This is a genomic window from Candidatus Dojkabacteria bacterium, from assembly GCA_016927995.1.
Taxonomy (GTDB): Bacteria; Patescibacteriota; Dojkabacteria; order JAFGLO01; family JAFGLO01; genus JAFGLO01.
Window position 1 is genome coordinate 25,814 of sequence record JAFGLO010000001.1, and the last position, 13,291, is coordinate 39,104.

Below are 13,291 nucleotides of genomic sequence, written 5' to 3' on the forward strand. Positions count from 1 at the left end.
GGCTTATGACTTCGTTAGGACTCTTTGTTACATTGGAAATCCAATGATGGATTTGCAAGGAGTAGATCTACAACATGCAATCTTGTCGATCTTTGCACACACCCGCACACCCATTTTGTGAATCAACCATCAGGTAAGTGTTCCACAATACCCATGTCGGTCTAGACCTGTCCCTACGAAGGATTGAATAATTATTGTATACTAGCGAATGGCCAAAATATTTGTATTTAGACATACAGAAACACTTGATAACAGAAACCATATTTTTTCTGGTCATCGTGATGTGCCAATAACAGAAGAAGGTGCAAAAGATGCAAAAAAGCTTGCAAATCGTCTAAAATCCGAAAAAATACACTACGCCTTTTGCTCTCCAATGATTCGAACCCGACAAACCCTTAAGATAGTACTAAAATATCATCCCAACGTAATAACCTGTCTTGATCCAAGAATATCCGAGCGTAGCTATGGTCTGTTGCAAGGCAAAAATAAGGACAAATTTGCAAAACTTGCCTACCCGCTCTTTAAGCTTTTTCACCGATCGTTGCATTTTCCGGTTATGGGTGGCGAAAGCCTCAGTACCGTCCGAAAAAGAACCCTCCCATTTGCAGCCGAAATCGAGGACTTGACACTAAAAACTGGCAGAAATATAGTAATCTGTGCTCATGGTAATTCGATCAGAGGGATTCGTGAACACTTTGAGCGCCTTCCCCCAAGTCAATTTAACAAGATTGAAACAAGAGTCGGGCAACTATTTGTATATACGGTTTGACTATAAACCTGACCGATCAACATATTTCCATTGTTATGTCGTAGCGAATCAACTATCCAACTTTTTTATCAAATCCCTAATTTCAATGGCCCTTTCAAAATCCAAAGCATCAGCTGCACGCTTCATTTCCATACGAAATTGTTTTTTTACACTAGATCGATCCTTTCTTGACGAAACTTTGTACGTAGCAACCATTACATCGATATCGGCACCCACAGGCTTAACAACTTTTGTTCCCTTTTCTTCAACCTTGGGTAATATTCTTTCACGTACGTCCTTTTCAATTCCCTTCGGAATAATTCCGTGCTCTTTGTTGTATTTGAGTTGGATTTCACGTCTACGCTCCACCTCACCAATTGCAGCTTTCATACTTTTTGTTATCTGATCAGCATACATAATCACTTTTCCGTCAACATTACGTGCAGCACGTCCCATTGTTTGAATTAGACTTGTTTTTGATCTTAAGAAACCTTCCTTGTCGGCATCCAAAACTGCAACAAGCGAGACTTCCGGTAGATCCAGACCTTCCCTAAGTAGATTAATCCCAACTAAGACATCATATTCACCTTTTCGAAGATCGTTAAGAATATCGGAACGTTCGAGTGTATCAATATCGGAATGAAGATACGTAACCTTAATTTTAAGATCGGCCAAATACTTTGAAAGCTCTTCCGCCATACGCTTAGTGAGCGTTGTCACAAGCACGCGTTTCCCACGACTAATTACAGTTTGAATTTCGGCTAATAAGTCTTTTACCTGCCCATTTGCCGGTCGAATAACTACTTCCGGATCAACAAGCCCGGTTGGTCTAATGAATTGTTCGACAACATTGTCTGTCCCGGCAAGTTGAAGTTCATACAGATCAGGAGTTGCGGACATATAAATCGTGTAACCTTGTCGCTCCCTAAATTCATCAAACTTAAGTGGGCGATTATCCATTGCTGTTGGCAATCTAAATCCATAATCGATAAGAACTTTCTTTCGAGCTTGGTCGCCATTGTACATACCTCTAACTTGAGGAAGTGTAATATGTGATTCGTCAACAATCAAAAGAAAATCTTCGCCAAAATATTCCAAAAGTGTATATGGCGGTTCTCCTAAGGTCCTTCCGTCAAAATATATTGAGTAATTCTCAATTCCACTGCAATATCCGACTTCTTTGATCATCTCGATATCGTATGTTACCTTTTGTTTAATTCTGTTCGCTTCCAGAATCATTCCCCTGTCTTGAAAATATTTGACTCGCTTCTCCATATCTTCCTGGATTCGATTTATCGGACCCATTATCTTCGAATAGTCGTATACATGATGCTTGGCCGGAAAAACAACGATTTGATTAATTAACCCATCTTTCAAGAATCCCCCAAGCATTGGCAACCGTGACGCAAAATCTAAAAGCTCGTTACCCGTTAATGGATCGAATATTTTAATACCCACCAGGGTATTCCCGTTTATAACAAATCGGATACCAATGTCGGCATATGCAGGCCACACGTCTATATTCCCACCTCTTACCCTAAAGGTGCCCCGTTGAAAATCGAATTCGTTTCTCTCGTAAAGAAGGGAAACCAAATGCTCGGACACCTCCTGCTGCGTACACTTCATTCCCACGTTAAATGACTGCATTGCCCGTTTATATTCTTCGGGCGATCCAATATTGTATATACAGGAAACAGAAGCAACCACAATTACATCACTGCGTGTTAAAAGCGCCGCAGTTGCAGCATGCCTTAACTTATCGATCTCTTCGTTGATATCTGCATCTTTTTCTATATATAGGTCTCTTTGTGGAATATATGCCTCCGGCTGATAATAATCATAATAACTTACAAAATACTGCACAGCATTGTTAGGAAAAAATTCCTTAAATTCCTGGTACAGTTGGGCGGCAAGTGTTTTATTGTGCGAAAGCACAAGTGTAGGTTTATTAACCTCTGCAATTACATTGGCCACTGTGAAGGTTTTACCACTTCCCGTTACTCCAAGCAGCACTTGATCCCGATGGGCCTGCTTAATTCCATCGAGTAGCTTTTTTATAGCACCGGGCTGGTCTCCTGAGGGCTTGTAATCGGATACAAGTTGGAAATTCATGAATCAATTATACCCTATGCGATAACGTCATGTCGATGTAGGGGTCGGTTTAAACCCGTCCCTACGTAAGAAGTAAGAAGTAAGAAGTTATTTGGTGTCCCACCTATATACCCCATCCCAATCATCGGGAAAATGATTATTCCTTATTCGTTCAATTAATGCTTTTGCTGCTCCATCATACTTTAATAGCTTAAAAACCTTAATTGCATCATTGAATTTTCCGGATTGATATAACCTAAGACCCTCTACATAAGCCCGTCTTAATATCACGTTTCGCCTTGTGTTAAACATAGGTTCAAAGATTTTAATTGACCTATTCTTTCCTTTAACAAGTATTTCGTCGATTTGTCTAAATATGATTGCGTCATGACTAACACAATCCTTTACCGTTTCCGTTACTAAAATCGGAACATTATATTTCTTTGTTAAACCTTCCACCCTCGAAGCAACATTAACATTGTCTCCGATTACGGTATAATCAAATCTGACTTTACTGCCAATGTTTCCTACAACCATGGGCCCGGTATGCAATCCAATGCCAATTCGTATTTCTACCCCGTGCTTATTCTCATCATTGAATCGCTTTAAAGTATCAACCATTTGCATTGCTGTCACCACCGCCTTTAGGCAATGTTTTTCATCGAATACCGGAGCATTCCATATTGCCATTATGCAATCCCCTATATATTTATCGATTGTCCCGTCATTTTTTATTATTATCTTACTCATTGTGTCTAAATAGTCATTTGTCAGACTTACTAATCTTTCCGGTGCTATCTCCTCGGATATGGTGGAAAATTCACGTATATCATTAAACATTACAGTCATTATACGTTCTTCACCACCAAGGTTTAATTCTTGTTTGCTTCTCATTATTTTTTTTAAGAGATCTATATTCAGATAGCACGAAAACGCCTTTCTAATGAAAGAGTTTTCCAAGTAAGCCTTGGCTGAATTAAAAAATGTGAAGTAAACATATGTTGTAAATATTAATAATGAACCCTGAACAAAATACCATCCGCAACCATAACAAGAGCACAGTATTCCTAAAAGGTTAAACCCCAGAAAAAAAGTAATCCAGAGCCATAATGATTTAAAGAAGTTTCGGCCTTCAGTTAACCTTGCGACTACAAGAAGTACTACAACAAGCGAAAGACTAAAAAGCAGATATGAAGGATATACAATAAATGATTCCCTTAAAAACGCATTTATATAGGAAGCAAAAATATAAATCTCGGGAAACCCCTTACCATTTACGTTTACAACATGATCATCCAAAAAGGCATTTACCCCTGTTGTCATAGTTCCCACAAGCACTATTTTGTCTTTGAAGGTATTCTGATCAAATTTGTCCTCAAGAACGTCTACAAAACTCACCGTCTTAAATTCATTTTTTGGAAAAATCGGCATAAACACATTGTCGAGTTTCTTACCCGAACTTAATGTTATTCCATTTGAACAAGTTGCCTGCCCCACCTCGTCTTGATATTTGCGAAACACTGCATATGCCAAACTTTCGTTACACTCCGATCCGACCTGGGTCGCTATAGTTCCTCTCCGAACCCGCCCATCGGCATCTATTGGAATATTTGAATAACCGTATGTAATATTTTCGCCCGAAATCGTTGGATTCACGATTGTATCTTGGAAAATCCTCGAAGCAAAAACCAAATCATAATCTACCGAAGTTAAGATCTCATTAACAAGATAGTCATCTGCCGTTTCATTAAACATTAATAGATCAAAAGCAACTACTTTGGGTGAATATTGTGAAAGTTTCTGTACCAATGTCGAATACAAACTTTTATCTAACGGCCACTGATTAATTATTTCAAGTGATTTGTCATCGATTCCAATTATCACAATTTCGTCACCAGGTTCATTTTTGACCTGTAATGAATCCCCCAAAAAACTGTTAATCTGCTCTACAAAGTGGATATTAGTTAACAAGTAAACGAAAACCGCAACAATAACTATATGTATATATAAAGCATGCTCTTTTGAGAATTGGATAAATTTGGTCCACCACTTATTGGGATGTCCGTTGTTAACCTGGATCTTTTTCATTCTCATCCTGTAAAAAATCACTAACGAATACTTTCTGTTCGCCCGGAAAACCAACCTACTGCTTACACTCAATGTTAACAACCGATATTACCATATCAATGTATACAACGATTATTAACAGGTGTCAAATCTCATTATCAGTTAATGAATCGCAGGATTAATGTTAGTGACAGATTACAATATTTACTTCTTTTTATTCTTGAAAAATTGAATAAAATACTCCGCCACGGTAAATATATTTACAATTACAAGAAGTGATATCCCTATCCCTACATAACCCAAAGTGACAGCCGATACTATCAGATCGGTAGTACTTACAGTTGCGTTCTGTAATATTTCATTGCTCAGCTTCATCTCATCCACAAGTTGATAGTGAAATGTATGAAAAGTATATAAAATGGCAGGAATGGTACTCACCAAATTATGCAACGAATGAAACAAAACTCCCCATAAAAATCCCTGTCTTACTCTTATATACGAAAGGGCTATCCCAACAACCAATTGGGGCAAAATAATTATTGGTGCAAGATACCAAACCGACGATAGGTTATCAAAATTTGTTAGATGGACAAGTCCAAACAAAAGTATGGAACTATAAAGTAAAACCCCATAAAATCTGCTATAAAATTTCTCCAACCTTTTACCCAATGTAGTCTTAGTTAAAGTCAAGTAACTTATTACAGCTACCGCAATTAAAAATCCCAAAAATGACAAAAGTCCTTTAAACGATACAACCGAAAATAGCCAATCCGGGACAAAGGGCAAGTTATAAAACCCTACCAAGCTTAAAATCGATAAAATCACAAAGGGGACTGATATCGAAAGCCCCAACGCAGAGTATCTTAAAAAAAGCCTAAAGCTTGCCTCTTCAAAAACCGGTGCAAAAACTACACTAAAAAAGATAAACATAGGCAACGAGGTTTCATCAAACAGTTTACCTACGGCATGATCGTCAAGACTATACGAAAATAATGAAAGGGTCAAAACTACTATTACACCCAAGATTATTGTTAGTGCATACTGAAGCGCAAATACTCTAACAAACCGCCATATTTTCAAGGTTATTGGTTCTGCCGCTTTTTCAGGCGAAGGTAATCTTAAAAAGTCTACCAAGTCGGCAATTAGTGATTTACTCATCAAAATTTCTCTTAATTATATTCCGTGGGTAAGTATACACTAGCTATTGTACAAGTACCACTTTTCGGCTAGAATTCCTTTAATAAGTTAATCACACTTATGTAATGAAAATATCTTGTATTGTTCCTGTTTACAATAATTCTACTACAGTAGAACATGTCCTCTCGGTTTTAACAAATATTCAAGATATATCCGAAGTGATTGCTGTGGATGATAAATCAACAGACAACTCGTTAAAAAAAATAAAATCTTTTATAAAAAACAAAAAACCTAGAAATTTCATTTTTTTAAAACATCCGAAGAATAAAGGAAAGGGTGCCGGTCTTGTTACGGGGTCAAATAGAGCAACTGGAGACGTTCTGTTATTTTGTGATGCAGACTTATCGAAGTTATGTACATCGCATATTCAAGCAATGATAGACAAATTTAAAGAAGGTCATGATATGGTCATAGCTGCACGGAGTGATGACACAAACGGAAGAGATCCAATAACTCAGTTCCTTGCAACTGTATCCGGAGAAAGAATTTTTTACCGAAAAAACATAGAGGAATACTTTGACCTTATCGCTCAAATGGGAAACGGAATTGAACAAATAACAAACTTTGCTCACAAAGACAAAGATGTGGAAATAATAGTATCACGAGATATCGGTCACGTACTCAAATACGAGCGAGGAAGACCACTTGAGTGGATATGGGAATACATTCAGGAGATCTGGCAACTTATTAGAACCGATGCCAAGTTAAAGAAACGTCTTTTGGTAAGCGGTTGCCTTACCCTCGGTAGCATAATTGCTGGGCTTTTTAGCTTTTGGTACTTTAAAACAAGGAAGAAAAACAAAACAACCAAAACCCAGAATAACCCATAACAAGAACGTCAAAATTTAGCTGGCACATTAATCAACACGACTCACTCGTGACTTTACCTGCGTTACTATAGTAATATATAGACTATGAGAAAAATTTTAGCCGTCACATTCGTTGCATTATCAACAATATTTTCATTCTCTTTTCCGATAACCCCAACATATGCCCATAACAAAAATCTAAGCGAGAGACAGCAGGCATATATAACAGCTGTTGAAACACTAAGAAGCCAATACAGCGAACTTGACCCCATACACATTGAGGAAAATCTCGATCTTTCATTTTGGGAATATCTTACTTTTCGTGAATACGAAGTATCAAAAACGGAAATTTCTAGAAAAGACATTTACTATTTCCACGAAGAAGAGCTTCTTTTTGCAGAAATGAGTAAGCATGAAAACAATAAGGTACTTCTAGAAGAAAAGTTCTATGTTGACATTTTTACCTATTTAAAGGCTGTACTTCCCCAGGAGATTTGGACAGAGATCGGTTCATTACACTTTTTTTCAGACGGACAATATGGAATTGTTGCCACAACCATGATAATAGACGAGAATCCAACCCAGATTGAGCTGTCCATAGATGTACTGGATTTTATTTATAATGTTATACAAAACTCAGAAGACAATTATCTTTCTACACTCGTGCATGAGAGTGCTCATGTATTAAGCCTATCTGAAACCCAGCTTCTAAACCTTGATACCAGACCATGGAACCATCACCAGATAGAACAGTGGGAAGAAACAGAACGAAACAATTGTTCAACAAAATACTTAACCCTTGGTTGCGCGGCCGAGGATTCATATGCATACGCATTTTATTCGGAATTTTGGGCTAATAACTACACCGATAGACCGGAAATTCTTTCAACATGGGATGAGTATAAAGAATATTTATCAATATATCCCAATGATTTTGTATCATCATATGCAACAAGAGAACTCGAAGAAGACTTTGCCGAAAGCTTTATGTATTACGTACTTGGCACAACACCGATAAACAATGAAGTTATGTGTAAAAAAATCCTGTTTTTTAACAAATTCAAAGAACTCAAGAAGATTCGAGCCGAATTCAGGGAAATATCTCAAGTATCCGGAGAGCCGGAATATATTTATAACATTTGTGGAAGTAGCAAACAATCAAAAACTGACTATTCTACAACCACAATGGCAAGCTACACGGATTCAACAGAACTATCACAAAATATTGGGTTTAACCTGTTTGACCTGCTTACAGCTTCAACACTTGTTGTTACAAGTATATTGTTATGGATTGTCAATCTTGCCTGGTTTAGATGGGTGGTAAAAAAGTAAAAAGAGTTCCTTGGTAAACTAAGTTGTTGCCCCTGCCCCTAGCCCTTAGGGTAAAATCAGATGTCCCCGTGTGTACCGCCAGCTGTACTTAGTACTACTAGAAACTAGGTAAAATCTGTGAAATCAACGGGCATTGTCAACTAGCTGATTTTACCCTAAGGGCTAGGGGCAGGGGCTATGGGCAGAGACAACAACTGTACAAGTAACAATTAACTACTCGGTTATTCTAACAACCCTAAAATATAATTGTACTCGGCGACTTCATCGGCATAAGCCTGATCATATAATGAGGTGTCAGCTACTTCAAATCCGTTACCTATTCTAAAGTACTTACAACCAAAAATAAATGTTGGAACGTATCCGCCACTATAGTTAACGTACAGTGTCTCGTATTCCGAGGGGATTTCGACAGTCTGTCCACTTATTGTATCAATAACTGTTGCGTTGCCTTGGTTATCGTAGGAATATTCATAGTGATGGACAGCATATTTGTTCGAATTATCCCGTGCCCAGTTATCAAAGGTTTCTTTTATCCAGGTACAATGTGGACACGAACTTGTTGAAAACAAAAGTACAACCGGTTTGCCGTCTTCATAACAAACCGCTGCAGATTCGTTTACCATTGGTTTATTTGTCGAGGACGACTCAATTGTAGGATAAGTAACCGTTTCATTGTTTGTATTATCCGTTGTTGTCTCTGCCCCCTTAACGTCGCTATTAACAGTTAATCCACCGGAATCTTTAATACTTTTAAGTGTATCGTTAATTGGACCCACCGAAAATACGATTGCTGCACCAATTATTATTGATCCCAATAAAATTGCCGCCGGAGTCAAAAGTTGAATTGCTTCATCGGACACAGAAACTTCGAACACTTCGTCAGTTTTGGCCGACTTTGGGGATTGTGTTTTCGCCATTTTGGAATAATTGAAAGATTATTTTATCAAACCTGATTATAGCACACTAAAAAATCTTTGGGTGAAGTATCTGTCACCAAGCCCTGTTTACTCCATGCATGCTTTTAATGTATACTGAAATATATCTAAAGTTACAAAAATAAAAATGTCAGAAATACCAGCCATCTACTGGATGATTATTATCGCAGTCTTAACAGCAAGTATAGTAACGTTAATCCTTTACCTTGCACTAAGTGCAAAAGAACTTGCAAAAACCATGTCCACACTAAACAAAACCATGGAAGAAGCTAATAACGTTGTAATCTCAGCGCAAAAGATTGTTTCGGCAGTAGAAGTAAAAATATCAAGCATATTGGAGACGCTTGAACAAATAAATAATATCATTAGATCTCCCCTTTCTCTTGTAGAAAGGTTCTTCTCTCGATTTAATAAATCTAAATAAGTTATTATTATAAAAAAATGAAGCGACAGGGTCCAATTAGTGGTGCGCTATTTCTATTCGGGGCTGTAGTGGGTGCACTAGCCGGTGTAACGGCAGGAATTTTACTTGCTCCAAAATCAGGAAAGGAAACTCGCGAAGACATAAAAAGAAAAACAAAGGAACTTAAAACCAAGTTCGACACTCAAGTTGCTCCAAAGTTTAAAAAGAAAATAACGGAAATTAAAACAAAATTTAACAAAGACATTATTCCATCGGTGAAAAAGAAAGTTGCAACTGTTCAAAAGGATGTAACCGAGTTTTTTTCCGAAAAGAAACCTAAACCGGCGAAAAAGTAAGACGTGATAACTGTTCTGCTTTCCGGAGGGATCGATAGTTTTGTTGCTGCATTCCTACTTTTGAAGGCAAAAGTCCGCATTACGGCATTACACTTCGTTATAGACGACAAAGACCTTTCCATAAAAATTGATAAAAGTAAGGAAACAGAATATCTCTGCAAAAAGCTTGATATCCCATTAGAAATTATTGATGTAACAAAAGAATTCCGAACACAAGTAATAGATGACTTTGTTACCGGATATAAGACAGGTAAAACCCCAAACCCCTGCATAGTTTGCAATAAGGCAATTAAATTCGGTTGTTTACGAAAATTTACAGAAGGTGAAATTGCAACCGGTCACTATGTAAATCTTAAAAAAGATAAAAATCATGCAATTATACGAAAACACAAAGATCATTCACACGATCAAGCATACTTTCTTTATAGAATACCTTACGATATCCTTAAAAAAACAATCTTTCCGCTTTCCGATATGTCAAAAAATGAAGTTATTGAACTTGGCAGACTTCTAGATTACAGCCAGCCTATCAGCTCTTCTACCTACCATGGCAGCACAGACCTCTGCTTTACTTCAAACGATAAACTTTACCAATTTCTAGGTCAATTTATTCCCAATAAAGTTGGCGACATCCGTGATATCGTAGATAATAAAGTTGTCGGAGAACATGACGGACTGTGGAAATATACAATTGGTCAAAGGAAGGGGATCGGGATTGGAGGAACCGGACCATACTTTGTTGTTAAGAAGGATCATAACTCAAACACCTTGTGGGTATCAAACCAACTACTAAGTCAGAATTTGTTGACCTCGAATATATCAATAAGAGACATAAACATTTTGCATCCCGACTATCTTAACCAGTCAAAGTTTGAAGCACTTATGCAGCACAGATATCAGTCAGCTCATGCCCCCGCAACAATCGAAATATCTGGAAAAACTGCAACTGTAACCGCCAAGTCAAATATTAAAGCACCAACACCGGGGCAGTCTGCTGTTTTTTATACTAAGCAGGGCGATTTGATTGGTGGCGGCATAATTACAATGGACAAGTTTCATTAATATACTAATCTGTTGCCCAGTATGTTCTCAGAGAACCCTTTATCTGTTTTGCCTTTGTGTTAAAGCTTGCCACTTCTCTCATAGGTATCTTCCGGAGGATTACTTCACTGCTTTCCCAACCATTGCTTGTTTAATAGAGAAACTGTATCTGCCGGTTTCGTCGATTTTTATAAGCTTTGCTTCTACCTTATCACCCAGTTTGGCAATAGTTCCGGGATCCTTAACGAACCCATCAGACATTTCCGAGACGTGTACAAGTCCCGACGCCCCATTATCAAGTTCAATAAATACTCCAAATTCGGCAACTTTTACAACTTTTGCGGAATATATTTTGTTTAACTCTAACTCCCCTACCAGTCCATCGACCAATTCCTGTGCCCGCTTGACCTTTTCCGAATCAAGTCCGAAAATCCTGACGGTACCGTCTTCGTCAATATCTATATCTGTTTCAGTTTCCTCGGTTATTTTCTTAATATTTTTACCACCGGGTCCAATAAGTTCACCAATTTTACCTGGATTTATCTTTACAACTTCAAATCTTGGAGCGCTCTTGGGTAATTCTTTTCTGGGTTCCGGTATTGTTGATTTGAGTAAATCGATAACTTGCATTCTGCCCGTTTCCGCAACTTCCAAAGCTTCTGCTAAAACATTAACCGGAATGCTTTTGGCTTTGTTGTCCAGCTGGATTGCCGTTATACCATCAACTGTTCCGGTAACCTTAAAGTCCATCTTTGCGTAATGATCTTCATTATCTTCAATATCGAGAATTAACTGATACTTTGAAAAATCATCTTCTGCAATTAAACCAACTGTTATTCCACCTACATGTTTTTTAATTGGAACACCTGCATCCATAAGCGCAAGTGTTGATCCGCAGGTTGATGCCATTGAGGTTGAGCCTGCCGACATTAAAACTTCTGAAACAACACGTATTGCGTAAGGAAATTTTTCACTGGAAGGAAGTACCGGAAGCAATGCCTTTTCGGCAAGTGCCCCGTGTCCAAGCTCTCTTCTACCCGGCATGTAGTTAAATCTACCTGCCTCACCATAACAAAACGGATAAGCATTGTAATGATGCATATATCTCTTGTTCTCCTCACCTTCCATTCCCTCTATTATTTGGGAACTATCACTGGAAGCAAGGGTTACAATACTAAGCACTTGGGTTCCGCCTCGATTAAACAAACCGGACCCGTGTACTCTTGGAATCAGTCCAACTTCTCCCGAAAGACTGCGGATTTCGTCAAATTTTCTGCCACTTACACGTTCCTGCTTATTTAATGCAAAATCCTTAAGGATGTTTGTACATGCGACTTCAACGGCAGTTGTAATTGCATCTTTAGAATACTTTCCTTCGTACGATTTGGTAAGTTCATCTATAAATGCAGCTTCGGCCGGCCTTCTAATTCTTTGATTTCTGATTCGCATATTTTCAACAAGCTTATCTGTATGATTCTTCTGAATCTGGTCGACCAATTCCGTAACCGCACTTTGGTCTGTAAATTCAAATTTAGGTTCGCCAATCTCTTTCTGAAGTTCTCTTTGAAACTTAACAAACTCTACACTTTCTTTGGCGATCATTTGTAAAGCTTCAGTCACAACATCGTTTTTGACTTCGTATGCATCGGCATCAACCATTACAATACCCTCACCGTCGGAACTGGCAACAATGTTTACATGGTCAGGATCTTCTACTGTTCCATCAATTGGATTGTTCTTAAAGGTAATTTTTAAATTACCCTCTTCTCGCATAACTCTAAATCCGGCAATAGGTCCGTCAAACGGGATGTCGGAAATCATTAGTGCAAGAGAGGTTGTGTTTATTGCAACAATTAACGGATCATATTTTTCATCATATGAAAGAACATTTACCATAACCTGAACCTCGGATTTTGTGAATCCGGCAGGAAATAATGGTCGAATTGATCTGTCTATCATACGTGCATTTAAAATCGCTTCAGTTGAAGGAAACCTTTCTCTTTTTACATATCTTGATCCGGAAATCATTCCACTTGCATAAAATTTTTCAAGATATTCAATTGTGAGTGGGAAAAATGGAGATTCCAAATTTTCCGGTCCTCTTATTACTGAAACAAGCACAGTGGTATCGCCCATTTGACCTATAACACTTGCACTTGCATATTCGGCAACTTTACCTATCTTAAAGGTCAGCTTTGCCCCAGCTAAATCTATTGTTTTTTCCATAAAACAAAATTAAAAATAATATAAACAACTGAAAACAGTTGATAATCAACATTAAGGTTTGTGTAACAAAAGGTGTTTATAGAAAG

At 37.9% G+C, this 13,291-nt stretch carries 11 protein-coding genes; 6 read left to right on the top strand and 5 right to left on the bottom strand.

Annotated features, from left to right (window positions below; all coding sequences use genetic code 11):
- Nucleotides 1-208 precede the first annotated feature (208 nt).
- The gene (locus JW962_00095) at nucleotides 209-769 is read left to right on the top strand and encodes a histidine phosphatase family protein (protein ID MBN1373731.1); all 561 of its coding nucleotides are present in this window, start codon (nucleotides 209-211) and stop codon (nucleotides 767-769) included.
- Between the two features lie 48 nt (nucleotides 770-817).
- On the opposite strand, the gene uvrB is transcribed toward JW962_00095, so the two are convergent.
- The 3 genes from uvrB to JW962_00110 form a co-directional block, all read right to left on the bottom strand.
- Nucleotides 818-2,860, bottom strand: coding sequence for an excinuclease ABC subunit UvrB (gene uvrB, locus JW962_00100; GenBank protein MBN1373732.1), 2,043 nt, complete (start codon nucleotides 2,858-2,860; stop codon nucleotides 818-820).
- Nucleotides 2,861-2,947: 87 nt separating this feature from the next.
- Nucleotides 2,948-4,927: an adenylate/guanylate cyclase domain-containing protein gene (locus JW962_00105; GenBank protein ID MBN1373733.1), complete on the bottom strand. Its 1,980-nt coding sequence runs from the start codon at nucleotides 4,925-4,927 to the stop codon at nucleotides 2,948-2,950.
- Between the two features lie 183 nt (nucleotides 4,928-5,110).
- On the bottom strand, nucleotides 5,111-6,064 hold the full coding sequence (locus JW962_00110; protein ID MBN1373734.1) for a CPBP family intramembrane metalloprotease: 954 nt from the start codon (nucleotides 6,062-6,064) through the stop codon (nucleotides 5,111-5,113).
- A gap of 104 nt (nucleotides 6,065-6,168) precedes the next feature.
- On the opposite strand from JW962_00110, the gene JW962_00115 reads away from it, so the two are divergent.
- Both JW962_00115 and JW962_00120 read left to right on the top strand, forming a co-directional pair.
- The gene (locus tag JW962_00115; GenBank protein MBN1373735.1) at nucleotides 6,169-6,933 is read left to right on the top strand and encodes a glycosyltransferase family 2 protein; all 765 of its coding nucleotides are present in this window, start codon (nucleotides 6,169-6,171) and stop codon (nucleotides 6,931-6,933) included.
- Nucleotides 6,934-7,017: 84 nt separating this feature from the next.
- On the top strand, nucleotides 7,018-8,244 hold the full coding sequence (locus JW962_00120; protein MBN1373736.1) for a hypothetical protein: 1,227 nt from the start codon (nucleotides 7,018-7,020) through the stop codon (nucleotides 8,242-8,244).
- 221 nt (nucleotides 8,245-8,465) lie between these two features.
- On the opposite strand, the gene JW962_00125 is transcribed toward JW962_00120, so the two are convergent.
- Nucleotides 8,466-9,161, bottom strand: coding sequence for a thioredoxin family protein (locus tag JW962_00125; protein ID MBN1373737.1), 696 nt, complete (start codon nucleotides 9,159-9,161; stop codon nucleotides 8,466-8,468).
- 145 nt (nucleotides 9,162-9,306) lie between these two features.
- On the opposite strand from JW962_00125, the gene JW962_00130 reads away from it, so the two are divergent.
- From JW962_00130 to mnmA, 3 genes are read left to right on the top strand one after another with little or no spacing between them, the layout of a single operon-like run.
- Nucleotides 9,307-9,603 carry a hypothetical protein gene (locus JW962_00130; protein ID MBN1373738.1) on the top strand — a complete coding sequence of 99 codons (297 nt, stop codon included), beginning with the start codon at nucleotides 9,307-9,309 and terminating at the stop codon, nucleotides 9,601-9,603.
- Between the two features lie 17 nt (nucleotides 9,604-9,620).
- A complete protein-coding gene (locus tag JW962_00135) occupies nucleotides 9,621-9,938 on the top strand; it encodes a YtxH domain-containing protein (GenBank protein ID MBN1373739.1) in 318 nt (105 codons plus the stop codon).
- 3 nt (nucleotides 9,939-9,941) lie between these two features.
- Nucleotides 9,942-11,000, top strand: coding sequence for a tRNA 2-thiouridine(34) synthase MnmA (mnmA, locus tag JW962_00140; protein MBN1373740.1), 1,059 nt, complete (start codon nucleotides 9,942-9,944; stop codon nucleotides 10,998-11,000).
- Nucleotides 11,001-11,099: 99 nt separating this feature from the next.
- Here mnmA and JW962_00145 read toward each other — a convergent pair whose 3' ends face one another.
- Nucleotides 11,100-13,205, bottom strand: a complete 2,106-nt coding sequence (locus tag JW962_00145) for a polyribonucleotide nucleotidyltransferase (GenBank protein MBN1373741.1) — start codon at nucleotides 13,203-13,205, stop codon at nucleotides 11,100-11,102.
- Nucleotides 13,206-13,291 lie beyond the last annotated feature (86 nt).

What these genes read in the sequence shown, in the direction of transcription:
- JW962_00125 (MBN1373737.1), bottom strand. Translation starts at nt 9,161, where the DNA reads ATGGCGAAAACACAATCCCCAAAGTCGGCCAAAACTGACGAAGTGTTC.
- JW962_00115 (MBN1373735.1), top strand. Translation starts at nt 6,169, where the DNA reads ATGAAAATATCTTGTATTGTTCCTGTTTACAATAATTCTACTACAGTA.
- JW962_00120 (MBN1373736.1), top strand. Translation starts at nt 7,018, where the DNA reads ATGAGAAAAATTTTAGCCGTCACATTCGTTGCATTATCAACAATATTT.
- JW962_00095 (MBN1373731.1), top strand. Translation starts at nt 209, where the DNA reads ATGGCCAAAATATTTGTATTTAGACATACAGAAACACTTGATAACAGA.
- JW962_00135 (MBN1373739.1), top strand. Translation starts at nt 9,621, where the DNA reads ATGAAGCGACAGGGTCCAATTAGTGGTGCGCTATTTCTATTCGGGGCT.
- JW962_00130 (MBN1373738.1), top strand. Translation starts at nt 9,307, where the DNA reads ATGTCAGAAATACCAGCCATCTACTGGATGATTATTATCGCAGTCTTA.
- JW962_00110 (MBN1373734.1), bottom strand. Translation starts at nt 6,064, where the DNA reads ATGAGTAAATCACTAATTGCCGACTTGGTAGACTTTTTAAGATTACCT.
- JW962_00145 (MBN1373741.1), bottom strand. Translation starts at nt 13,205, where the DNA reads ATGGAAAAAACAATAGATTTAGCTGGGGCAAAGCTGACCTTTAAGATA.
- JW962_00105 (MBN1373733.1), bottom strand. Translation starts at nt 4,927, where the DNA reads ATGAAAAAGATCCAGGTTAACAACGGACATCCCAATAAGTGGTGGACC.
- uvrB (MBN1373732.1), bottom strand. Translation starts at nt 2,860, where the DNA reads ATGAATTTCCAACTTGTATCCGATTACAAGCCCTCAGGAGACCAGCCC.